The sequence below is a fragment of the Psychrobacter sp. C 20.9 genome, from assembly GCF_001921765.1.
Classification (GTDB): domain Bacteria; phylum Pseudomonadota; class Gammaproteobacteria; order Pseudomonadales; family Moraxellaceae; genus Psychrobacter; species Psychrobacter piscatorii_B.
Genome location: NZ_MRYC01000020.1, coordinates 1 through 25,811 on the forward strand (window position 1 = coordinate 1; position 25,811 = coordinate 25,811).

Below are 25,811 nucleotides of genomic sequence, written 5' to 3' on the forward strand. Positions count from 1 at the left end.
GGGCTGATGCTAAAATTGCCCCATACTGCGTTACAAATCTCGCTAAGGCATCTGCATTATCGTCGCTTTGTGCCTTGTCTGGAACAATTTTAGCGATCAGCAGTGCCTATTTGCGAATGTTCAACACGCCCTAACCTCATTTAAAAATATAGATATGTTTTAGCAGTGGTTTTATATAAAATATCAAGGTGATATTGTGCTATCGCCTTGATATTTTTTTTGTTTTTATTGAATAAGCAATTTGCTTCCTTAAAAAATGAAAAATATTTAATAACGATAATATAAATTAAAATTCGTTATAATGGTTAAGTTATATTAAAAACTGAAATGAAGTTTAGGTGAGAATATGTTGGATAATTTACGCGGTATGGCTGTGTTCGCCAGTGTGGTCGGACACGGCTCTTTTAGTGGTTCTGCTCGCGAGCTTGGTATTACCACCAGTGCAGTCAGTCAGCAAATTCGTTCACTAGAGAATGAGCTTGGCGTTGTGCTATTGCATCGCTCAACTCGTAAGCTCAGCTTAACGGAAGCTGGTGAGAGCTTCTATGAGTCTGCAAAAGATGTGGTCAGCGCGGCTGAGCAAGGTCGAATCAAAGTTAATCAATTGCGTGATGAGCTAGCAGGTAGTCTACGGGTATCGACGACGCCTGAGCTTGGCGTGAATCATATATTGCCAGCGCTCTCCACATGGATGGCGGCACACGATGATTTGAGCGTGACCTATCTTGCAGACAACCACTATATCGATATGATTGATGAGCGTATCGACATCGCCATTCGCATGAGTCCATCGATTAATGACGCAAGCCTAAGTAGCCATCCTCTCACCGATGTGCGCCAGTTACTCGTGGCTTCACCCCAATATCTGCGTCAGCATCCTAAGATTAATACACCAAAAGATTTGGCTGATCATCAGCTCATTTGTATCGAAATCATGAAAGATGCCAATCAAGTCGATATGATCAAGACGGAAACGAACAAAAAAACGCGTGTGAAAATGAACTCGCGTATCTATACCAATAACGTTTTTATGGCGACAACGTTGGCAAAAGAAGGCCATGGGTTGGTTAGAATGATGGAGATGGACATCAAAAAAGAGCTTGAGAGTGGAGAGTTGGTAGAGGTATTGACTGGTTATCAGTTGCCGAGCTTTGTACTATATGCCGTTACCTTAAACCGCGACCAACAACCAGCTAAAATTACTCGTTGCCTAGAAGTACTGAAGAAATATTTTCATGCCAACTAAGTGTTGTTTAGACTAGATATTGGTTGTTTCAATGATCGGTCAGCAAAAAGCCTATGGATAGAGTTGTCCATAGGCTTTTTTATTACATGCTACATATTCAAGCAAGCTTTAGAATGTTGGCTTTAATAAGTTGATCAAGCGTTCAGCGACTTGTGTGCTTTCATCACGGCTCATATTGAGCGGCGGTAGCAAACGTACCACATGGCCACCTGTCACATTGATGATAAGTTTTTGCTCGTCACGGGCACGATCTACCAATTGGCTACAATCCATGTCTTCAGGTAGCGCAATACCAATCATCATACCGGCACCGCGGCTACTTACGCCGTGTTGTCCTAGTGCATTGACGAGACTTTCTCGGATAAACAATCCTTCCGTCACCGCATTCTCCATAATGTCGCTATTTGCAAGTACATCGTACACGCTATGTACCACGCGACTGGCTAATGGCGTACCACCGTAAGTAGAGCCATGACTCCCTGCACCAAACAAACCAGTAGCACGGCCTCGTACCATACAAGCGCCGACTGGAAATCCATTTCCCAAGCCTTTGGCAGTGGTTAATACATCAGGGCGCGCATTGCTATGCTGATAGGCAAAATATTTGCCAGTACGACCATTGCCGGTTTGCACCTCATCAAGCATGAATAACCAGTTGTGAGCGTCACATTCTGCTTGTAGCTCTTCTAAATAGGTAAAGCCATTGGCCGCAGTATTAAGACCACCTTCACCTTGGATCGGCTCTACAAAAATGGCGCAGATGTCCTCATGGTCTAAAGCCGCTTGCTTTACCGCGGCAATATCATCAAATGGCACACGGATAAAGTCGTCATCTAGTGTATAAAACCCTTCGCGGGCTTTTGGGTTAGCAGTGGCCGATAGTGATAGCAATGTACGGCCGTGGAATGACTGCTCCATCACGATAACTTTTGGGCGTGCAAAGCCTTGTTGCGACGCATACAGGCGTGCAAGTTTTAATGCGGCTTCATTTGCTTCAGCGCCACTATTGGCAAAAAACACACTATCCATTTGAGCTGACGTACATAGTATCTCTCCTGCGCGCTCTTGCCAGTCAATACCGAACAAGTTGCTGGTATGAACCAAGGTCGCTGCCTGCTGTTGAATAGCGTCAGTCACTTGTGGATGGCAGTGTCCTAGTCCACATACCGCGATACCAGTTAAGGCATCTAAGTATGGCGTATCGTCTTTTGTGTAGAGCCAACTGCCTGCACCGCGGGTAAAGCTGATGGGTTGACGATTATAAGTGGGCATTAGGTAAGTAGCAGACATGTAAAACATCCTTGGTATAATAAATTGAGTAAAGGGGTAGGTTATAGCTCGTCAGAAAAAGGTGTGGTTTCTGCAGGTAACGTGTAGTCTTCATTTGCCCAAGCACCTAAGTCGATCAGCTTACAGCGACCACTACAAAATGGCTTATATTTGTTGTCTTGCCAAGCAGTTTGAGTGCCACAACGTGGGCAAGGGTAGGTTTTGGGTGCAGTGTTGGTATTAGAGTCAGTCATAATAAAGGTGGGAGTATCCTTGATGTTATTAGTATCATTTGCGCACGATAGTTATTTATTATCATATAAATTGTGATGAATTGAGGAGTACTAGTTTTCGTTATATTACTATTCAATTAGATTGGCTATATAATAGCATGGGGCAGAATAATGACAAAAGACAAATGCTTTAAGGATAGTAGATGACAGACAATATCGAGTTCACACATCAGCAAGCGCGTGCCTTTCAACCACAACGACTCTCCGCACCGCGCGACTTTATGATTCCAAAAATCATCAGTGATAATAAAGACGAAAAGCCGTTAATCTTGGAGATTGGAGCAGGGAAGGGCAAGCATGCACTTAGCTTTGCCCTGCAAAATCCTGATAAGCATTTGATCGCCATTGAGCGCACACGCAATAAGTTTGATGCTTTCTCAAAGCTGGCTACACTGCAAGACCTATCGAACCTAGATGCGATCCATGCAGATGCGTTTGCTTGGACGGTGCATGCGCTAAAACCCAATAGTGTGGCTAAAATATTTATTCTTTATCCCAACCCTGAACAGCATAATCCCAATCAGCAATGGCTAAATATGCCCTTTTTTGAGTTTCTACTATCTCGCTTGCAAGTAGGGGGGGAGATAATACTGGTCACCAATATTCAATCCTATATGGACAATGCAGAGCATCAAGCAGCTAAGCTTTGGTGCCTACCAAATACTCGCTACCGAGTGCCTGTCGACAGCCAGCGTACGCATTTTGAAGTGAAGTACCTAGCGCGGCAAGAGGTATGCTGGGAGTTAAGCATCCGTAAGCCAAAATGGTATAAAACAAGGTTTGATAATTGGCAAGCTTAATAATAGACGAAAAATAGCCTAAGTAATAAAAAATATAGTTAAAAGTGTGTCATTACAATATAATACGAAGATTAAATATAAAATAGCCTAAGCAAAAAAACGTAAATCAAAAAAAGCCGTCACTAAAGGACGGCCAAAATTCCGCACTATTAAAAACTATAAATAAGGTTTGACCAAGGTACTAGGGTTGGTATGTGCGTCAAGCACTGTTAAAAAAGTATATGCACCAATAAATTTGCGGCTAATAAACATGAATTCTTTTGGAGGAAGGTTAAATTCAAAAGATTGCATCGCACGAGTAGCTTTAGTGGATAAGCGTGAATGCAATTTGCTATTGGCCCAAATATAGCGATTTTGCTCATCCAAACAATCTGTAGGGATGTCATCGTTTTTCTCAGGATCACTGAATGGCTCGGTAGCCAATAGGAACAATGAGGCAATATCAGAGCGTACTTTATCACTCATACTATCGAAGAAATCATAACCCGTCATCGCTAGAGTCATCGCCTGATGGTTGTGGTGATATCCTGCCCTCAATAGTCCACGGGCAATCGTAAGCAAATTACTGTCAAATTGACGAATTGCACCAAAATCTAGCAAAACAAGTTTATCGATATCGTCTGTATTTTCACTAACTCGAACTAAATAGTTACCAAAATTAGGGTCCGTCTGCATTTCGCCCCAGACAAAAATCTCTTGCATCATAATTTCGATGGCAGCTTGACCAATTGCACTGCGGCGCTCCTGAGGCAACAGCTGTAGTGCTTCAGACACGACAGTGATACCTGGCTCATATGACATACATAGCAGACGTTTTTTTGAGTAGTTACGATTAATTTTAGGCACGATATAACGTGGATCATTGCTTAGACGATCGTAGAAACGCTCTGTTGTTGCTGCTTCTGCTTCATAATCGACTTCATGGTGGAGTAGGTCCCGTATTTCCTCAAACCAAGCATCGAGAGCGCGCGTTTGGGGGACGATGTTACTTACCTTTAGTAGTCGCTTAAATAGGGCGAGATCAGAGTTGATGGCATCGGCCACCCCCGGATACTGAATTTTCAACACGACTTGTTCACCAGTTGCTAATACTGTCGCCCGATGGACTTGGGCAAGAGAAGCCGTTCCAATAGGAACAGGGTCAACATCGAGCTCATTTAGTTTTTCACCCAATAGCTGGCGCAATGTTTGCTCAATTGTCGGCCAGGTAAGCGTCGCCGTATCATCATTGAGCGTTTGCAAGGCACGCGTAATCTCTGGTGGCAATATATGTTCACCATAGATGGCTAGCATTTGACCAATTTTGACAACTGAACCTTTCAATTTACCAAGCTCTGATGCCAGATAACTCGCTTGAGCTTCCATAAATGCTTGGTTACGTGCGGTCCGTGCTTCTTTATTCAAAAACATGCCAGACACACTATTACCCGCCCAACGACGACCAATATTTAAGGAGGTTTTAGCAATCGACATGCGGCGATCAAACCCTGAGGTTTTTAGACTATCGATTGATTGCTTATTGTTAGAAGGTTTAGACGTATCATTTGCCATAAATATAATCATTCATCCAGTTGGTATTGATTTGCGGGTTCGAGACCTACAATACAAGGGAGATGTGATGCACGGGTATAAAATTGTATCATATAAAGTGCATGGGTTTTATGAGCGCACACAGGCTGTTGATAGTTACTTTGTAAGTCAAAATAATTGCGTGATATTTTACCGATTTAATGTTGAGAGTTGTGCTCATGTCTGGTCTATCGTTAAGCCGCCATCTCATTTTTTATGAGCATTTCATCAAAAATAGACACAAAAATGACTGTCAAAAAATAAGACCTAGCATGCATGATGCTAGGTCAAATAATGTATAGCGTATCAGTCATATTTGCTTAATCAGACATATGGAGTGAAAAATTCACGTTATCTGACAAGGATTAACTCACCAAGCATTTTCACGAGCAATGGCATGATGCCCGATATCACGGCGATATTGCGCACCATCAAAGCTAATCGCAGCAGTGACTGCTAGTGCTGCTTGCTGAGCTTCAGAAATATTATTTGCTAAAGCAGTCACGCACAATACACGACCACCGTTAGTCACAATTTCGTTCTCATTGTCATTCGAGAATGCCGTACCAGCATGAAATACTTTAACCGCATTATCGTTCGTAGTGTCCAGCTCTGGCAAGCCAGCAATCACATCGCCTTTCGATGATGTTTCAGGATAGCCTTTCGATGCAACTACGATACCTAGAGCAGGGCGGTTGTCCCATTTGGCTTCGCTAGGCAGTTGACCTGCCAACCCTTGTGCAACCAAGTCTACCATTGATGTCTGCAGGCGCATCAAAATAGGCTGCGTCTCTGGGTCACCAAATCGGCAATTGAATTCGATAACATAAGGGTCGCCTGCTTTATCAATCATAAGACCAGCATATAAAAATCCAGTATAAGGGTGTCCTGCGTCTTTCATCGCATCAACCACTGGCTGAATGACTTGTGACATCACTTTGTCATGTACTGATTGAGTGACGACTGGCGCAGGTGAGTAAGCACCCATGCCACCCGTGTTAGGGCCTGTATCCCCTTCAAAAGCACGCTTGTGATCTTGGCTGGTTGCCATTGGTAAGATGTTGTCACCATCAATCATGCAAATAAAGCTGGCCTCTTCACCTTCTAAGAACTGCTCAATGACCACACGGCTACCAGCATCTCCAAATTTGTTGTCCGCGAGCATGTCATCGATTGCATCATGCGCCTGCTCAATCGTCTCAGCGACGATCACGCCCTTACCAGCAGCAAGCCCATCGGCTTTGATAACGATCGGTGCGCCTTGCTCATCAACATAAGCTTTGGCAGCGGTAGCATCTGTAAACCCTTGATAAGATGCCGTTGGAATATTATTTTGCTCCATGAACTCTTTGGCAAAAGTTTTTGAGCCTTCTAACTGCGCACAGTAGGCAGTTGGGCCCCATGCTTTGATATCTGCATCACGGCACGCATCCACAATGCCAGTCACCAAAGGGGCTTCTGGCCCAACAATGACCATGTCGATATCGTTATTTTGGCAAAAGGTAATGACAGCATCGTGCTCACCAGCATCAGTCGGTGCTAAGACCACATTTTGGCATTTAGGTTCAAGGGCAGTACCCGCATTACCAGGAGCGACATAAACGTTTTTGACGTTGTCATCTTTTGCACACTGCCATGCCAGCGCGTGTTCACGACCACCTGAACCAATTACCAAAATATTCATCATACCTTTTGCCCTTAGCAATAACGTTAATAATGAGCGAGTCGCTCGCTCGTAGATATATCGGCATATTCTAACAAAAAAACAGGGCGGATTACTATGAGTATCCACTTGCCAGCGCCTAAACTTGAATATTAGGGCATTCAGCATCATTGTCTCATTAGCAAAGGTTATCGACATATCACTGATTCATGAAATGATGTTGTACGCTTTAGCTCGCGCCGCAGGTGCGTTAAACTTCACTATATTGATGGCATTAAATCCTGATGGCTACATATTCATAAAAATAAGAGTAAAAAAGGAGAAAATCTTTAGACGTCATAATAAAAGAATAAGTCGCGTGACTGGATATATTGCCATTGCATCACAAGTTATAGTCGAACCACTATTAAAGTGTTACAGCGTTAGACTCGTTTAGCCTACTACTGTAGTACTTGCACTCGTCTGCCTTGTACCACTTTTAATATTGATTGACTATATAAAGCCCTATATGCAATGACGGTAATTAACACAGATTGATAAACATAAATAGATAAACCAAACCTATAAAAAGGACGAAGGACAATGCCAAACTCCCTCAGTATCGCAAAAGAGCGCATTAGCCAGATAAGCGATATTGCTACCAGTTATGTACAAAAAGACAAATCGCTATTTGATCATTTTATCCATAGCTACTATGAGCCGCTGCATCAAGAAACTGCAGAGGCGATCAGTAATGCTGATTTGGCGGGCATGGCGCTACATCACTTTACATTGCTCAAAGCCTATGATTGCAGCAAACCACAACTGGCAGTATTGAATCCCTTAGCAGAAGAGCAGCACTTTCATAGCTCACACACGGTCATTCAGATCGTGGCATATGATAGACCATTTTTAGTCGATACGATCTTGATGAGCCTTGAAGCTGAAGGTATCGATGTGCATCGTACTTACAATATCATCGTAAGTGTTAAACGTGATGAGGACGGCCAGATTACTTATGTTGAAGGCGCACATGAAAGTGCCACTTCTCATATGTCGTTGATTCATTGTGAAATTGCTTATCAAGATAATGAAAACTTGGAAGCATTACAACAAATGCTTATGTCTAAAATTGACACGCTTGATACCGTCGTTGGCGACTGGAAACAAATGCGTGCTCAGTTAAATGACATTAAAGCTGAGCTGTCTAACAAACCACTTCCAGAAGTGTTCTACTCACAACAAGAAATCCAAGCATTTTTAGATTGGATATTAGATGACCACTTTATCTTCTTAGGTTATCGCGAGTACCGCTTAGAAGGCGGTCACGAAATCGAAGTCACCGAACCTACTAATTTGGATTTATTTGCCATTGGTAATAGCGGTCTTGGTCTATTGCGCGGTTCTGAAGAAGACAAGCTATCAGAGAGCTTCAACCAACTGCCTAAAGGATTAAAGCAGCTACTGACCGAGCCACGTGTGTTGATGCTATCTAAATCCAGCCGTGTATCGCCGATACATCGTTCAGTATATATGGACTTTTTGGGTATTCATAAGTTTGATGATAATGGCAAATTGGTTGGTGAATATCGTTTCATCGGTCTATTAACATCGCAAGCCTATCAGCTGACCGTACAGCAAATACCGCTACTACGCGAAAAAGCCAACCAGATTATGGCCATGGCAGATTTACCACGCGATGGCCATGCGCATCATAAAATGATGCATGTGATTAATACCTTGCCACGTGATGATCTGTTCCAAGCCAGCGTCGAAGAGCTGTACCCAATTGTCTCAGGTATTAGCCAATTACAAGACAAAAAGAGCTTACGCTTATTTAGCCGTATCGACCATTACCAACGTTTTGTCTCGTGCTTAGTTTATATTCCACGTGATAAGTTCAACACTGAGCTACGCATCAAAGTACAAAACGTTCTAAAAGATGCTTATAACGGTCTGTCTTCAGGTTTTACCACTGAATTCAATGAATCTGCGCACGCCCGCGTCCATGTCCATGTGCGCACAGTGCCAGGTCAAGTGAATGACGTTAATATCGCAACACTTGAAGCCAAATTGTCAGCACTTATGCAGTCATGGGATGACAATTATCAAAAAATGCTGCTTGATAATGTGGGTGAGCAACAAGCCAACGCTTTGACTCGTCGCTTTTTAGACTATATTCCTGCTGCGTACCAAGAGCGTTTTGATGCTCGTACCGCAGTCGAAGATACGAAGCGTCTGGCGGGACTGACCGCAGAAAACCCAATGATTTGGCATTTATACCAGTCGACAGGCGATGCACGTAACCAACTTCACCTAAAGCTATACGGTCGCGAGCAGCCTGTTATCCTATCAAAAGTGCTACCAATACTTGAAAACTTTGGTGTATCGGTTATCTCAGCACAGACTTATGAGTTTGATTTGCCAGAGCAGCCAATTTGGATGCAAGAGTACGAGCTGACGCTAGAGCATGTCGATACGGTCAATATGCAAGTCGTGCGTGGTCAGTTCGAAGATAGCCTCAAGCAAATTTGGGCAGGCCGTGTTGAGAGCGATTCGTTCAATGAGTTGGTACTAACGACCAAGCTCGACACTTACGATGTCGTCGTATTACGTGCGCTGTCTCGCTATATGCTACAAGCTCGTGCGCCATTCTCTAGCGCCTATATCCAGCAAACTGTTGTTAAAAACAGTGATATCAGTGTGGCATTGGGCAGCTTGTTTGATGCGCGCATGAATCCTGAATATAGTGATGAGACGCGCCAAGAAAAAACAACCAAATTCCAAGAGCAGATCACAGCCGCACTCGCAGATGTGGATAGCCTAGACGAAGATCGTATCTTGCGCTGGTATTTAGATTTGATCAATGCGATGGTACGTACCAACTTCTATCAAGTAGATAGCGACGGTCAACGCAAAGATCGTTTGTCGTTTAAGTTCTTGGCAGCAGACATTCCAAACCTGCCAAAACCAAAGCCAATGTTTGAGATATTTGTGTATTCACCGCGCGTTGAAGCGGTGCATCTACGTGGTGGCAAAGTCGCCCGTGGTGGTCTGCGCTGGTCAGATCGTATGGAAGATTTCCGTACCGAAGTACTTGGCCTTGTCAAAGCACAGATGGTCAAAAACGCAGTAATCGTTCCTGTTGGCTCTAAAGGCGGCTTTATTGTCAAAACCAAAAGTATGGCTGATGGTCGTGAGGCGTTCCAAGCAGAAGGCATTGCCTGCTATCAAACGTTCTTACGCGGTATGCTTGATGTCACAGACAACATTGTAGATGGCAACATCGTCCCGCCAGCCAACACAGTACGTCATGATGAAGATGATCCGTACTTGGTTGTCGCAGCGGACAAAGGCACAGCGACTTTCTCTGATATCGCCAACGCGCTCGCAGCAGAGTACAACTTCTGGCTGGATGATGCCTTTGCTTCAGGTGGTTCAGTAGGTTATGACCATAAAGCAATGGGTATTACAGCGCGCGGTGGTTGGGAGTCGGTCAAACGTCACTTCCGTATGCGCGGTATGGATATCCAAAACCGTGATGACTTTACCGTGGTCGGTATTGGTGACATGAGTGGGGATGTATTCGGTAATGGTATGCTGCTCTCAACGCATACTAAGCTCGTTGCTGCCTTTAACCACCTGCATATCTTTATTGATCCTAATCCAGACACGGCGGCCTCATACGCTGAGCGCGCACGCTTGTTTGAGCTACCGCGCTCATCATGGGCAGATTATAACGACTCCTTAATCAGTCAAGGTGGTGGGATATTCTCACGCCAAGACAAGACTATCGCTATCAGTCCTGAGATGAAATCGCTCTTTGATATCAGTGCAGACAGCCTTGCACCGAATGATTTGATTAGCGCGTTACTACGTGCACATGTCGATCTCATCTGGAATGGTGGTATCGGTACTTATGTCAAAAGTGCGAACGAGACGCATGCCGATGTTGGCGATCGTGCGAATGATTCGCTACGTATCGATGGTAATGAGCTACGCGCAGCTGTCGTTGGTGAAGGTGGTAACTTAGGTCTAACCCAGCAAGGTCGTATCGAATATGCTCAAACGGGCGGACGCATATATACAGATGCCATCGATAACTCAGGCGGTGTGAACTGCTCGGATCATGAAGTCAATATCAAAATCTTACTTGGCAAAGTGGTCGAGCAAGGCGACATGACGCTGAAGCAACGTAATGAATTGCTTGAGAGTATGACTGACACCGTAGCAGAATTGGTACTACGTCAGAACTACTTGCAACCACAAGCCATTGAGCTGAGCCATATTCGTGCCGCAGCCAATCTAAGTGATCACCAGCGCTTTATTCAGATGTTAGAGGGTGAAGGGCGTCTGGATCGTGCGATTGAGTATCTACCATCAGACGAAGAGATTACGAAGCGTCAAAAAGCGGATACTGGTCTGACCAACCCTGAGCTCGCAGTCGTCTTGGCTTATGGCAAAATGTGGGTCTATGACAATCTGTTATCATCTGATTTACCAGATGATCCGTACTTCATTAATGAGCTACGTAAATACTTCCCAGATGAGCTTGCGTCACGCTTCTTTGATGAGATGACTGAGCACCGTTTGCATCGTGAAATCATCAGCACTTATTTGACCAACAGTGTGGTCAACCGCTTAGGTATTGAAGCGCTATTCCGTCTGTTTGAGGAAACTGATCAATCACTAGCGACTATCGTGCGTGGTTATGCGATTAGCCGTGATGTATTCAACGTATCGCGCGCTTGGCAAGCATTAGAAGCACTAGATAACCAAGTTGAAGCAACACTACTGCTGAATCTTGAGCTGCGTCTACGTGATGCGCTTGAGCGCGGTGTGGTCTGGTTCATCAACGCCTTCGGTCAAAACTTGCAAGTTGCTGATATGATTAGCCGCTTTAGTGAAAGTGTTGAAAAACTCACTAAGCCAAGTGGTTTTATCGAGCAGCAGTTTGCACAGTATCTGCAAGAAGACACCGAGCGTTTGATGCAAAAAGATCTGTCTGACAACGATGCTACTTTATTTGCAATGCTACCGTATCATGTCGATGCGCTGGATGCTGCATTGCTGGCTGAGCAATATGAGCGTCCTGTTGATGAGATTGCAACCCTATACTTTGAAGCCTATCAAGTGTTGCAGTTAGATTGGATGATGGACAATATTGCCAATTTACCGCAGCAAGACTACTGGGATCGCCGTGCACGCCATGCGTTAGTGAACGAGTTGTCACGTGGCTTGCGCCTACTAATGGATGCGGTACTGTCTAAACCAGATGCCAAGCAAGCATTTAGTGAATGGAAAGCAAGACACGTCGATCAGCTTGCAGCAGTCACGACAGAGATGAATAAGTTAGATGAGCTGCATAGCAACGATGAAGAAGGTCAAATTGGTCTGTCAACGCTGTCAGTATTGATGAGTGAGCTGAGTGGTTTAGTCACTAAATAATTAGTTATTCAGTAAGAAATAAATATCTGTATGTTCAAAAAAACCACCGTTCTTAATGTTCGGTGGTTTTTTATTGTCTAAACGAAATCGTTTAATCGAAAGTAGAGTAGAAAGTAGCACACTGACTAGCTTAAATTACGAGGCTTTTTCACTGACAACTTTGTGACATCCTTGACCACTAATTCGGCTAAATCCGCCCGAGAGCTTTTCGACCTTAATTTGGGTTAAGATACGATCTTTTAGCGCCTGTACATGGGATATCACTCCGATTAATTTTCCTTCTTGCTGCAAATTGGTCAACGTATCTAGCGCAATATCTAAAGACTCTTCATCCAAGGTACCAAAACCTTCATCTAAAAATAGCGAGTCCACGCGAATATTTTGGCTGGCCATTTGTGATAGCCCCAGTGCTAGAGCAAGACTGATAATAAACCCTTCACCACCTGAGAGATTTTTGGTACTACGAATCTCACCGCCTTGATAATTGTCAATGATGTTGAGCTCAAGCGGGCTATTGTCATCACGAGCCAGCAGGTAGCGATCACTCATCTTTTGCAGCTGAGTATTGGCATGATTAACCATCAGATCAAAAGTGAGGCCTTGAGCAAAGGTACGATACTTTTTGCCATCAGACGAGCCAATCAATTTATGTAGCTGTTGCCACACTTGTAACTTATCCTTTTGGGCATTGATGGCATCAATTTGCAGCTGTTGGGTGCTTTTCTTATCCTCATTGTCTCGTAACTGCTGACTGATTGCACCAATAGATTCAATGCAGCTATTAAACTTCTCTTGGACTTGCGCTTGCTGCTGGATAAGCGTTTCTTTATCGTCTGTTGTCAGCGGATTAGCTTGCTTATCTTCTAATGCTTTCTCGGTTTCTTTCAATAAGGATTGTGCTTGCTTGAGTGCATAATCAATATGTTCTTGCTGCTGTTTGAGTGCATTACGCTCATCCATAGGTAAGCGCGCCGCCAAAAAATCGGGTTCTGCGTAAAAACTTGAGGAGGCAAGTGCCGTTTGGAACTGGTTTTCTAGAACCTGCACGGTATCAGCTGCTGCTTTGATTTGCTGCGTGATCTGCTCTCGTTGGTCTTTTAGCTGCTTGAGCGTGTATTCAGCACTGTCTAGTTGTCTTTGGGCAACGGACTGATCGGTTTTCGCTTGTTCTAACGCCTCGCGCAAACGCTGCTCTTCTGCATCGGGATCTTTGTCGGCGAAGACATTGATTCTGTGTGTTTGTAGCTGCTCAAGCGCCTTTATTTTTTCAATCACGAGTTGAACCAGACTATCAAGCTCCTGTTGGTCTTTATCCAACTGGGTTTGTTTGGTATCGATCTGTATTTCTAGACCGCCTAGTTCTGTCACTAGCTTTTGCTGATGCTCTTTATAATTATTAAGCTCATTTTTTATGGTTATAAGCGCTGCGTGTTGCTGACGCAATGTTGTGATATGCGTATGATAATCCGCCTCGTTTAGGATAACTTGGCTATCAATACTTTCCATCAGGGGATGTAAAGTTGGCTTCGAGGCGCGTATCTGCGCGATTTCGTTTGACTGAAACGTGCCAGCGGCGTATCTTTCTAAGAGCTGAATGATGTCATTTTTAAGGGTGGTTAATTCAGAGAAATTATCGTGAATGTGTTTATCTGTATTATCTATACTCACGGATGTTATTTTGATATTCGTCTCAATCCCATTAATATCGCTTGCCAGCTTATGCTGCTGTTGTGCTAATGCGCTAATGTCCTCGCGCATGGTAGCGAGCTTCTCGCCAAGCCTCTGATAATTGGACAGCGTGCCTTTAAGTGATGCTTTACGTTCGGTCAATTGATGTTGAGTGCTCTTTAACACCGGTATTATATCTACATGTGTCTCAAGTTGCTGCAATGGTTGTATCATTGCCGCGATAAAAGGTGAGTAGTTTTCCTTCAGGACTAAACTCACTGACTGCTTGATATCAGCTGCTAGTTTTTGTGCTTGATCTTGTAGTAGGTTTTTCTGATTTTGCTGTCGCTCAAGCTGCTGCTGTTTGGTTGCTCGACTGATACGATGTACAGATAAGGTGTTTTCCAAATCGGATATAGTGGTGTCCAGCTCTATCATTTGTTGCTGAATCTGATCTGCTTCGGTATCTGATATCAAATGCGGGTGGTTTGCGCCATAAGGATGCTCAAGCGATCCGCACAGCGGGCACGGATGACCGTCTTTTAGATCAGCAATGTGGCTTTCTAGAGTGGCTACTTTTTGTAGTAGATATAACTGTGTTTGTTTGTCTTGCCGCTTGTCTTTAGTGGATTGGATAGTGGATGCTTTATTAGTAATGATATCAGCCAGCACTACCAAATCGTCTTGTATTACTGGTAGCTCAGTGTCTATATCTTTGATCTGTGCGCGAAGCTCATTGAGCTTATCTGCTTTTGACTCTATTTGTTCAAGCTGACGATCGAGGCCATCTATCTGTTCTTGTTCGCTGCGTATCTCAGGTAGAGACTGTCTTTCACTTAATTCGGCTTGCTTTTGTTGTAATTCCTCGATCTGAGCTTGCAGAGCTTTTTCTTTAGCCGCTTGATCCTTTTGTAGTGGATACAAGGTTCTAAGATGGCTTTGATACTGGTCTGTATTGTGTTTTTGGTTGGCCTTGTTGATATTTAAATCAGCATTGTCTTGGAGCAGTGCTTTTAACCTGGTGCAATAACTCTTAAAATTAGCAATATCGCCGTCGATGTCATTTAAGTCATTTGCACTATCAAGATTGCGCTCTATATCTGCTAATTGGGATTTATTTTGTACTGCTTGTTGTTGATGGTGATCAATCTCTAGGCGTAAGCGCTGAGTATGGTCCGATAAAGTATTCTCCCTTTGCTGCGCTTCTTTTAATCCCTGCGTTTGCTGCGTAATGTCGATATCTAGTCTACGCGCTTCTCTAATATTAGGTAAGGTGGATCGCAGCGCTTCATCAGCGGCTTGTACGCGAGTTTTTACGGTATCTAGCAGCACGTTCGCTTGGTGTAAGTTATTCTGTGTTTGCGGCAGCGTATCGTTAATTCCTTGCTGTTCATTTTGTAAACGTTTTAGATTATTGCGGTCAGAGGCAAGCTTTCCGTATTGACTATCAATCTCCAACGCCTTATTGGCAGCGGTTAAGCGTCTAGCGTCATGGATAAAGTCTTGCTGAGCCTGCTGAGCCTGCGCTAGATCATTTTGATAAGTATTCAGTTTTTCTTTCGATTCTGTGACGCTATCTAGCCACTTTATCTTTTCGACCAAATCTTGAATTTCTCGCTGCTGCGTACTCTGGGTGCTTTGATATGACTGCAAATCGGCTCTTAACTGACCTTCTTCTTCGGTATCTAAAAGTGCCAAGCCATCTAAACCATATTGCAGTTTACTCAATATCTCTTCTTCAGTGCGCTTCTTATTATGAACATGTGTTGAAATGGTGGCATAAATATCAGTACCTGTAATTTTTTCTAAAATATCGGCACGCTCGTCAGCTTTTGCCTTCAAAAAAGCTGAAAAACTGCCCTGAGCCAGCAATATAGAGCGAGTGAACTGCTGAAAGTCCATCCGAGTCAGTTCAATTATTTTATTTTTGGTATGTTTTAGCGTGCTCTCTAATAGCTCATCTTTTTTTGACGAGTCATCAACGTTTATCTTAGCAATTTCATGAGTTGCGTCTTGCAGATTGCCATCTGCCTTATTATAAGCACGGCGCTGTCCCCAACGGCAGCGGTACTGCTCACCATTTAAATCAATCACGACTTCAGCGAAGCATTCCGCTGTTTGCCGCGTCATTACTTCATTGCTGCTTTTGCTGATACTGTTGATCCTTGGTGTTTCACCATATAGCGCCAGACAAATCGCATCCAATATGGTGGTCTTGCCAGCGCCAGTCTGTCCTGTGATCGCAAAGATACCTTCATTGGTAAAAGCGGTGTCAGCAAAATCAATGTGCCATTCACCTTTGAGAGAATTGAGGTTTTTGAGTCTGAGTTCGATTAGGCGCATGGATATATCTTATTATTAGTGATAGCAGCAACTGCAAAAATTTAGAAAGATAGAAAATAGAAGTGCGATAATGATTCACACTTATATTATTCTGCCTGTTTGTCCTCATGATGTAAGTGATAAAGTATCTGACCATAGGCATCACGCAACGAGTCTTTTTGAGAATCAGCCACCTCATTAATCGTCAAGCAGCGCTCAAATACTTCCATCTCATTCAAGTCTTGCAAATTCTCCGAGGTTTGCTGTTGGTTAAGCACTTTATTATAAGTGCGGGTGTTCTTAATCTTTAATACCTCACATGTCAGCCCATCTACCATCGCTTGTACTTGCTCACGTAAGTCACTGACAATCTCGTCACCCGTATAGACCACCTCTAACCAAACAGAATCCGTTGGTGTGAGTGATTTTATCGTTTGTGAGATTGTGGTTAGGTCACCAGATATCTGCGCTAGCTGTTGGAACTTTGGAATGGGTAGGGAAACTACTTGCATCTGATTGTGGTCATCATGATGCAAAACTTCGTTAGAAGTAATGGAGTCGTTAGGCTTGGGTTTATGCTGTTTTTGATCGTCAGTGTTCGCTTGAAGAGCCGCTGTTGTTATCTCATGATTATCAGCTGGCGCGGCAAATCCAAATAAGTCATCCATATAGGCAGTGGCTTGACTCGCTATTTTCTTAGCAGTCTTTTCTGCTGATTTTTCAACCTTAGTAACCGTATTAGATAGATGAGGTACAACGCTATCAGATGTGATGTTTACTTCTATGATTTCATTATCAACATTAGCTATAGCGCCAAACTGTACCAGCAATACCTGTTTTTGCTGTTTTGCCTCCCCAAAGCCCATTGCAATGGGTGAGCCTGAGTAGCGAATACTCTCACGACCGCCAACGCGCTGTGGCACGTGCAAATGCCCAAGGGCGACATAGTCAAATCCCTCATCAAACATATCAGCGGAGATTTTGCCAAGTGAGCCAACATAGAGATCGCGCACGCCGTCATCATCGGTTGTTTTGCCACCAGCGGCGAATAGATGACCTGTGGCAATGATAGGGATATGCCGTTGATGTACCTCGATTAATTTGGCCTGCTGTTCTCTAGCAATCGCTGCTACTTCATCATAGTGGGCGCGAATACCTTTGATAACATTGGCGTCTTTGCTATCCGCAGACTCGCCAGCGCTACTGCTACGTACATCACGGTCGCGCAGGTAGGGTACAGCGGCGATAATGCAATGAGGATTGTTATCATCATCACCTAAGACCAATACCTCATCTTCTAAATCATCACAAGCAGTCCCAATCACATGGACATTCAAAAATTTGAGCACATTGCTTGGCGCATCCAAAAACGTCGGTGAGTCATGATTGCCTGCGACAATGACCACATGCTGACAGCAGGAACGTGAGACCTTACCCAAAAACTCATAATATAGCGCTTGGGCTTTATTGCTGGGCGTCATGGTATCAAAGATGTCACCTGCAACAATCAATATATCTACTTGCTGTGCGCTAATGGTGTCTTTTAGCCACTGCAAAAATGCCTCAAACTCTTCATAACGCAGACGACCATAAAGCCTGCGCCCCAAGTGCCAATCGGACGTGTGCAATATTTTTAAAGGTCTAACAGAGATATATTTAGAAGCAATAGATAGGGGCATAGTTTGGCTTATCATTAAACGTCAGAACATTAATTAGGTAGCTTCCATTCTAGCAAGAATCGTTGAGATTTTCTCTGTTGCCAAAAGAAAACCCTACCAATAGATAATTGACAGGGTCGCTTTGCGGTACAGGTAATAATAAAACACAGAAGATTAATCGATGATGAGCTGCTCTAGATCGTCCCCTGAATTTGTCGCAAGATTTGCAATCATCGATAGCGCATGAGCTTGTTGATCTATGGGCTGTTTGACTGCTTCACCTCTTGAGCCTTCACGTAACCAGTTTTTAGCTATGTCATCGCTGCTTTGGTTGTGCTGCTGATTCTGTAAATTGTACCAAGCCAAATCATGATGCAAGCTGACCACGTCGCCCATAATAAGCAGGGCAGGCGTCGGCAGCTGAGCGGTTTCTTGCTGACTGACGATGCTGGCAAGCGTACCTGTTAGGACTTGCTGATTGGGCATACTGGCATTAGAGACAATGGCAATTGGCGTATCAGCGCTACGACCAGCGTCAACCAAACCTTCAGTCAAGCGCGCCAGCGAATGCAGACCCATATAAAATACCACCGTCTCATCGGTGTTCAAGAAGTTTTTAAAGTTGTTGTTGGGCGTGCCTGCCTTCAAGAATCCTGTCACAAAACGTACGGACTGTGAGTGGTCACGGTGAGTTAAGGGTATGCCAGCATAGCTAGCAGCGGCATTGGCAGCGGTGATCCCTGGTACGACCTGATACGGCACACCATGAGCGCGCAGGCTTTCAATTTCTTCACCGCCACGACCAAAGATAAATGGATCGCCACCTTTTAATCGAACCACACGCCGACCTTCTTTGGCGCTGTTGACCAACAACTCATTGATGCCAAGCTGGGCGACCGTATGGTTGCTGCGTTTTTTACCGACAAACACTTTGTCCGCATCACGGCGGCAAAGATCCAGCACTTGTGGCGATACCAAGGCGTCATAGTAGACAATATCTGCTTGCTGCATCAATCGTAATGCTTTGAACGTCAAAAGCTCTGGATCACCAGGGCCTGCGCCAACGATATAGACTTCGCCTACGGAGGGTAATTTTTTTTCTGACTCGTCTGACAGAGTAGGCGTTGTATTTTCCGCAGCATCAGGGTGGGCTTTATTATGAATAGCAGCGGCAGTGCTATCTAAATCCGCTTGTAGCTTGGCAGCTGCTTCTGTTTCATTACCGGCAAACATCAGCTGGCTGACTTGACCTTCAAACGCACGCTCCCAAAATTGACGACGTCCAGTCAGCGTTGGTATTTTGGACTTTACCTCACTGCGAAAATCCCCTGCCAACTTGGCCAATTTACCATAGCCTTGCGGGATTAAGGTTTCAAGGCGTGCTCTTAATAGACGCGCCAATACAGGCGCTTTACCATTTGATGAAATGCCGATGACAATAGGGTTACGATCAATAATGGCTGGAAAGATAAAATCGCACAATGGCGGCGTATCGACCACATTGACCGGGATATTTAGCTCAGTCGCATCTGCGTGAATCTCATGGTTAAGCGTTTCATCGTCAGTCGCGGCAATGATCACGCGAGCGCCCGACATATAGGATTTGTGATAGTTTTTTTCAATCAACTCGTGCTTATTGTTACTCAGTAACTCTCGTATTTCGTGGCTGATATCAGGCGCAAGAATCGTAATGCACGCGCCAGCACGGCTGAGCAAGTCCGCTTTACGCAGTGCCACTTCGCCGCCGCCCACGATGAGCACTTTACGGCCTTCTAATTTAAAAAATAGCGGGAAGGTGTTCATAGTGTCACCATATATTGAATTATTTATTATAAAAGTAGAAAAGATATAAAGAATGCCGCCATTATGAGGTATCACAGACACACTCTCACCTAATGAATTGGCATTAGTATATTCATTTTTGAAATATTAATTGATATTTTTCTAGCTAATAGGAATAGATTAAATGACTTTTTTAAATCAATAAATTATCTAATACACGCTAACATATCCCAAAACATCGAATCGTCAAAGATATTACAGATAACAATCAAGATACCATCTTTGTAAAAGCTGATGTAACACAAAAGAGTGATATTCAAGCCGTAGTTGATAATGCTGTTGAGCTAGAAGAAGATTTTTACGATAAATTGATGGCGATTAATGTCAAAGCGCCTTATCTGGCTTCCAAAATAGTGATTCCGCATTTATCAAGCAAGGTGGCGGCGCTATTATTTAGGTCGCAAATAGCTTTAGTAGTTGCAAATATGATCGTCAATCATAAAAAAGCCCTCTCTTAAATTAAAGAAAGGGCTTTTTTCATTCAGAAAACACTAAAATTACAGCTGCGTGTGCAGACCGCACTCACGGCTTTCTTCTACTTTAGTTGGATCAAAGTAGTCATGCTCGTTTGGCAAGTTGTGCTCATCTAAGTACACATCCAAATCTGCATCGGTTTTTTCAAACAATGGTGCTACTTTCAATACACCGTCTTTTGATAAGCTAAGTACATCAAGCCCTTGACGGAACTCGGTTTGGTCTTTACGAATCGCGTTAAACCATACGTCAGGCTTTAGCTCGTCTAGTGCACGGCGGAATGGCTCAAGTTTCACTTGTTCAGTGAACTCGCCATGTTGCGGGTTGTCAATGCCTGGGATGCCATTCATGGTGGCGTCACGATGGGCAGCGGTTTGTTTTGGAATATACGTCACGACGTTGAGATCAAGATCACGAATCAATTTGTTGGCAAATTGATAGGTCGCATCGGTGTTATAGCCTGAATCTACCCACAATACCGTGATGTCAGGGCGCTGCTTGGCAACCAAATGCAAGATCGCTGACTCATAAGGACGGAAGTTGGTGGTGATGATTGGGTTTTTGGCTTGCGTCAATGCCCACTCAACGATTTGCTCAGGTGATTTACCTTGCAAATCTTGGTTTGCTTGGTCGATATCTAGGTTTGGGTGTAATTGGCTCATAATACATTCCTTAATAATTGTTAATATAAAAATAGCGATTTGATAGTGAATAATAAAATCAGTTTTTTGAGAACATCGGTAATGCTGAAGCGTCTCGACCATCATAGCTACTGGCTAGGGCAGTGAAGGCTTGGCTAATATCAGATTTAGCATCATGCTCATTGAGTACAAAGCTAGTAGCACCAGCGCGCAGCAAATAAGCGATTTGATCACGACCAAACGCGCCTGCCATGCGAATATCACCTTCATAACCAAGCTGACGCAGGGTCTGTGCAAAACTAAAACCGCGACCATCCACAAAACTTGGGACATGAATGACGATCACATCTTGCGTCAATAAAAAGTCTTTTACATCAGTCAGATCATCAGCATCGGTGTTGGATGTGATCCACACACCCAATCGGCTGCTGTGCTGCTTGAGGATATCCAATACTTGCGCGAGCAAACCGTTTGCCAGTTTGCCATCAGCATTTAATAAATCTGCTAGTGGGACAAGTACATCAACTTTTTCTTGTTTGTGTAACAGCTCAAGCAAGGTCAGGCTTGATAACGCGATACCGTCAGGCAGCTGCGCTGTCGCTAGCGCTTGCCAAGTATCTTCGCCACTGATGTCTGCGCCATGGCTATCGAGCACATGATGATTAGCCATAGACCTTCTCCTTAAAGGGGGCGATACCAACGCGGTCAATCACGTCACCAAAACCCTCAACATCTTGTTCGTTAGTGCCGCGTATATCGAGATACACATCTAAAATGGTTTGTAAGGTGCTGGCCACATCATCCGCTGGCACCGCTTTTCCTAAGATTTTGCCCAATTTGGCGTCATTACTAGAGTTACCACCAAGGCTAATCTGATACCAGTGCTCGCCTTTTTTGTCCACACCCAAGATACCGATATCACCTGTGTGATGGTGGGCGCAGGCATTCATGCAGCCTGACATGTTCAGGCGAATATCACCAAGATCATACAAGTAATCTAAATCATCAAACTGCTTTTCGATTTGCTCAGCAATATTGTGGGTGGTAGCATTGGCCAGCGAGCAATAATCCCAACCTGGGCAGACAATCATGTCGGTTAGGGTGTTGATATTGGCGCGTGCTAAATGCAAATCTGATAGCTGCTGCCACAATTCATAAAGCTCATTGGTTTGCACATCAGCGAATACCAGATTTTGCTGATACGTACCGCGCAACTCACCAAAGCTATAACGATCAGACAAATCGGCAAGCGCATCCATTTGCGCATCACTCAAGTCACCTGATGGCACATAACGACCGTCCACCAGTCCGGCTTTTAAAGAGATTACGACCGCACGGTAACCGTCCACCTTATGTGCCACAGTATTCTGGTTATACCAGTTGGCAAAGTCTTTATCAGCGTTTAGTTGTTGTTGTAGCTCAGACTGTACTGCGAGCGCATCAAATGACTGATAATCAGGCATGCTGAAATAGCTGGCAGCGGTGTCAAAATTCTCTTCAGTCAAAGTAAGCGGACCGTCTTTGGTGTGTACTTCCCACTCAGCTTCTACCAGTTTGGCAAACTGATCGCCGCCTAAGCTGTCGACCAAAATTTTAATACGGGCTTTGTACTTGTTATCACGGCGACCATGCAAGTTATAGACGCGCAAAATGGCATCAAGATAGCTGAGTAAATGCTCACGAGGTAAAAACTTGCGAATCGTTTTACCAATAATAGGCGTACGTCCTAAGCCACCACCAACGATCACTTCAAAGCCAAGCTCGCCTGCGTCATTGGTAACGACGTGCAGACCCACATCATGTACTTGCGTTGCCGCACGATCCGCTTCGGTACCGATCACTGCAATTTTAAATTTACGTGGTAAAAAAGCAAACTCAGGATGAAAGGTTGACCACTGACGGATAATCTCACAATAAGGGCGTGGGTCAGCGATTTCTTCCTTATGGATACCCGCATAAGGATCCGTTGTGGTGTTACGAATACAGTTGCCTGAGGTTTGGATGGCATGCATCTGTACCGTTGCCAATTCTGCCAAAATGTCTGGCACTTCTTCTAGTTTTGGCCAGTTCAGCTGAATATTGGTACGGGTGGTCATGTGCCCATAACCTTTATCATACTTACGGGTAATCTCAGCCAATTTGCGTAGCTGATAGCTGGCAAGCAAGCCGTAAGGAATGGCGATACGGAGCATAGGCGCATAACGCTGGATATACAAGCCGTTTTGCAATCGCAGTGGCAAAAACTGCTCTTCTGGCAGCTCACCTGCCAAAAATCGTGCGGTTTGGTCGCGAAATTGGGCAACTCGTTCGTCTACTAACGTCTGGTCAGCGTAATTATATTGATACATGACGTAATCTCAGTTTTGTTTTTAGTCTTAAAAGCAGCGATGGCAGCAATCTAATATCTGTGCTCGTAGGTGATAGACTTTACCACAAATCGCAATTTAAACAATTCAGGGTCACATCATATAAGCTTCTATCTATAAACATAAATTCCTTTCAGACATATCCATATCCAAACACAGCATAAATTTTCATAACGAAAGTTAGGTAGCCTATGCTTATCAAATTTAACGCCTGATCACTAGTACGCTACTTCTTATCTATCGACGGTTTTCTGCTCAGTTTTGTATATTTAATCACTTTCGTATTTTTGCTCATCTCTTCCAACCATTCTTTCTAATAAGAGGTTTTAATAACGATATGTCTCAGACCCAGATTCAGACCCAAAGCCAAACTCAATCCCAATCAAAGCTGGTTCCACCACATGGCAGTGCCGAGCTTAAACCACTGTTGTTAGAAGGCGAAGCACGCGAGCAAGCACTAGAGCTTGCCAGCACCTTACCAACCATTACCTTAAGCTCACGCGAGCGTGGTGATCTGATCATGTTCGGTATTGGCGGCTTTACACCATTAAATGGTTTTATGAATAAAGCCAATTGGCAAGGTGTGGTTGATAACATGCGCTTGCAAAGTGGGGATAATAAAGGTTTGTTTTGGCCCATTCCGATCACCTTGTCTGCACCAAAAGCGACGGCGGATAGTTTGAGTCAAGGCGACAAAGTGGCATTGGTCGCACAAGATGGCGAAGTTATGGGCATCTTAACAGTAGAAGAGACCTATACCATTGATAAAGAACACGAGTGTCAGCAAGTATTTACCACCACAGATCCAGAGCATCCAGGCGTCCAGCAAGTGTTGGATCAAGATGAGGTCAATATTGCAGGTAGCGTAGAAGTACTGAGCGAAGGCGAGTTCCCAACGCGTTATCCTGGTATCTATAAAACGCCCGCGCAAACACGTCAAATCTTTGAAGAGAAAAACTGGAAGACTGTGGCGGCTTTCCAAACGCGTAACCCGATGCACCGCTCACATGAATATCTGGCCAAAATCGCAATTGAGATCTGCGATGGTGTGATGATTCATTCATTGCTCGGCGCACTAAAACCAGGTGACATTCCAGCAGAAGTACGTCAAGAAGCCATCAAAACCTTGATTGATAATTACTTCAAGCAAGACACGGTGATTCAAGCAGGTTATCCATTAGATATGCGCTATGCTGGTCCACGTGAAGCCTTATTGCACGCGTTATTCCGCCAAAACTATGGCTGTAGTCATCTGATCGTTGGTCGCGACCATGCTGGTGTGGGCGATTACTATGGCGCGTTTGATGCGCAAACCATTTTTGAACAGGTTGGCAAAGACGATCTCATCACCCAGCCGCTAAAAATTGGCTGGACGTTCTGGTGTAATGCTTGTAATGCGATGGCATCTGACAAGACTTGCCCGCATGACGCGTCTGAACACGTTAAAGTATCAGGTACCAAGCTGCGTAAAGCGCTGTCAGAAGACATGGAAGTACCAGAGAACTTTAGCCGTCCAGAAGTGCTTGAGATACTACGTAACTACTACGGTAGCATCGCTCGTGAAGAACGTGCTGAAATCAAACTCACGGGCGCCTCTGCGGTGTAAACCCTAGCGTGTCAGCATAAAAAAGTGCCAGCGTAAAAAATCAGTGCTACATTAATAATAAAAAAGGTGTCAGACTTATGGTCTGGCACCTTTTTGTTTTTATCATTTTTAGCATCTCTCACCGCAGTTAGCGTGAGCTATCAAACCTCTAAATCTTCTGTCAGCTTTTGATATTCTCCCGCAAGTGAGCCACCGCCTGAGCAAAAATAATTCAGCGCATACGTATCTGGGCTATCAATCGTCAGCATATTGTCTTTAAATTGAAAAAAGACGGTGCTGTCATTTGCCTGTGCCTGAAAAATTGTACCGTGTGCCGCGTCTTGCCCCATTAATATCGCCTTACCATCAAACTGACAAGTCTGTTTTTTGATATCGCTACGTGAGCGAACTTTTATATCGATTTGTTGATCACTCTCTGCACGCACCATGACGCCAACCCAGTCATAGCCTTGTGCGCGTTTGTCATAATCTGCAGAAGCATAATCACCAGAAATATAGTCTTTCATAACATCCACTGGAATTGAATGAACCGCTACAGCATTGTTCGCAGAACTCTTCACCGCGGGCGTCACATTATGACAACCCGTTACGGCAGCTAGGGTAGTGGCTATCAATGTTAATGCTGCAATAGAATGAAAGCGATGGGACGAAAGAGTCATAAAAAGGCCTTTGGTTAAATAAGACGGTAAAATGGATATAGTATTGGCGCTTGGGCCCTACCATATAGAATGAGGGTACAGCCTAGCTAAATTATAGCCTATTTAATAAGCCTGCCTGCAATGATTTACCTCACGTTTCCCATAATTTCCTAAAAGCACATGCTAAGTGCTTATGCCAACATCAAGACTTGATAAGCGGATTCGTCACTAAGCGTTTGCTATTTGTGCTGCTAGCATAGCTTTCATCATCCGAAAACCGAAATCAACAGAGTAAAAGTCAAAAGAACCAAGCTCAAATGATTGTAAGC

At 44.1% G+C, this 25,811-nt stretch carries 15 protein-coding genes; 4 read left to right on the forward strand and 11 right to left on the reverse strand.

Going from position 1 to position 25,811, the window contains the following annotated elements; all coding sequences use genetic code 11:
* Positions 1–346 precede the first annotated feature (346 nt).
* Complete coding sequence (locus BTW00_RS11900; protein ID WP_058025844.1) at positions 347–1,246, forward strand: LysR family transcriptional regulator; 900 nt, start codon at positions 347–349, stop codon at positions 1,244–1,246.
* 108 nt (positions 1,247–1,354) lie between these two features.
* Here BTW00_RS11900 and BTW00_RS11905 read toward each other — a convergent pair whose 3' ends face one another.
* Together BTW00_RS11905 and BTW00_RS11910 are read right to left on the reverse strand one after the other, a co-directional pair.
* Entirely contained in the window at positions 1,355–2,536 is a 1,182-nt protein-coding gene (locus BTW00_RS11905; protein WP_075107584.1) for an aspartate aminotransferase family protein, read from the reverse strand.
* Between the two features lie 41 nt (positions 2,537–2,577).
* The gene (locus tag BTW00_RS11910; protein ID WP_058025847.1) at positions 2,578–2,769 is read right to left on the reverse strand and encodes a DNA gyrase inhibitor YacG; all 192 of its coding nucleotides are present in this window, start codon (positions 2,767–2,769) and stop codon (positions 2,578–2,580) included.
* A 182-nt stretch (positions 2,770–2,951) separates the two neighbouring features.
* On the opposite strand from BTW00_RS11910, the gene BTW00_RS11915 reads away from it, so the two are divergent.
* Positions 2,952–3,608, forward strand: a complete 657-nt coding sequence (locus BTW00_RS11915; RefSeq protein WP_075107585.1) for a DUF938 domain-containing protein — start codon at positions 2,952–2,954, stop codon at positions 3,606–3,608.
* A 156-nt stretch (positions 3,609–3,764) separates the two neighbouring features.
* On the opposite strand, the gene BTW00_RS11920 is transcribed toward BTW00_RS11915, so the two are convergent.
* Both BTW00_RS11920 and purD read right to left on the reverse strand, forming a co-directional pair.
* Positions 3,765–5,159, reverse strand: coding sequence for an AarF/ABC1/UbiB kinase family protein (locus BTW00_RS11920; RefSeq protein ID WP_075107586.1), 1,395 nt, complete (start codon positions 5,157–5,159; stop codon positions 3,765–3,767).
* Between the two features lie 388 nt (positions 5,160–5,547).
* The gene (gene purD / locus BTW00_RS11925; protein ID WP_075107621.1) at positions 5,548–6,861 is read right to left on the reverse strand and encodes a phosphoribosylamine--glycine ligase; all 1,314 of its coding nucleotides are present in this window, start codon (positions 6,859–6,861) and stop codon (positions 5,548–5,550) included.
* A 561-nt stretch (positions 6,862–7,422) separates the two neighbouring features.
* Here purD and BTW00_RS11935 point away from each other — a divergent pair.
* Positions 7,423–12,267 (forward strand): NAD-glutamate dehydrogenase, encoded by a 4,845-nt coding sequence (locus BTW00_RS11935; RefSeq protein WP_075107588.1) that lies wholly within the window; start codon positions 7,423–7,425, stop codon positions 12,265–12,267.
* Positions 12,268–12,402: 135 nt separating this feature from the next.
* Here the strand turns inward: BTW00_RS11935 and BTW00_RS11940 are convergent, their stop codons facing one another.
* The 6 genes from BTW00_RS11940 to BTW00_RS11965 form a co-directional block, all read right to left on the reverse strand.
* Entirely contained in the window at positions 12,403–16,278 is a 3,876-nt protein-coding gene (locus tag BTW00_RS11940) for an SbcC/MukB-like Walker B domain-containing protein (RefSeq protein WP_075107589.1), read from the reverse strand.
* An 86-nt stretch (positions 16,279–16,364) separates the two neighbouring features.
* Complete coding sequence (locus BTW00_RS11945) at positions 16,365–17,936, reverse strand: exonuclease SbcCD subunit D C-terminal domain-containing protein (RefSeq protein WP_075107590.1); 1,572 nt, start codon at positions 17,934–17,936, stop codon at positions 16,365–16,367.
* A gap of 153 nt (positions 17,937–18,089) precedes the next feature.
* Positions 18,090–19,718: a siroheme synthase CysG gene (gene cysG / locus BTW00_RS11950; RefSeq protein ID WP_075107591.1), complete on the reverse strand. Its 1,629-nt coding sequence runs from the start codon at positions 19,716–19,718 to the stop codon at positions 18,090–18,092.
* A 536-nt stretch (positions 19,719–20,254) separates the two neighbouring features.
* Positions 20,255–20,893 carry a phosphoadenosine phosphosulfate reductase family protein gene (locus tag BTW00_RS11955; protein ID WP_075107592.1) on the reverse strand — a complete coding sequence of 213 codons (639 nt, stop codon included), beginning with the start codon at positions 20,891–20,893 and terminating at the stop codon, positions 20,255–20,257.
* Positions 20,894–20,951: 58 nt separating this feature from the next.
* Positions 20,952–21,542: a DUF934 domain-containing protein gene (locus tag BTW00_RS11960; protein ID WP_075107593.1), complete on the reverse strand. Its 591-nt coding sequence runs from the start codon at positions 21,540–21,542 to the stop codon at positions 20,952–20,954.
* Positions 21,535–23,220 carry a nitrite/sulfite reductase gene (locus tag BTW00_RS11965; protein ID WP_075107594.1) on the reverse strand — a complete coding sequence of 562 codons (1,686 nt, stop codon included), beginning with the start codon at positions 23,218–23,220 and terminating at the stop codon, positions 21,535–21,537. The genes BTW00_RS11960 and BTW00_RS11965 overlap by 8 nt, the downstream gene beginning before the upstream one ends.
* A gap of 355 nt (positions 23,221–23,575) precedes the next feature.
* Between BTW00_RS11965 and sat the strand changes: the two genes are divergently transcribed.
* Positions 23,576–24,844: a sulfate adenylyltransferase gene (sat, locus tag BTW00_RS11970; protein WP_143506607.1), complete on the forward strand. Its 1,269-nt coding sequence runs from the start codon at positions 23,576–23,578 to the stop codon at positions 24,842–24,844.
* Between the two features lie 140 nt (positions 24,845–24,984).
* Here sat and BTW00_RS11975 read toward each other — a convergent pair whose 3' ends face one another.
* Positions 24,985–25,503 (reverse strand): hypothetical protein, encoded by a 519-nt coding sequence (locus tag BTW00_RS11975; protein ID WP_075107595.1) that lies wholly within the window; start codon positions 25,501–25,503, stop codon positions 24,985–24,987.
* Positions 25,504–25,811: the final 308 nt, after the last annotated feature.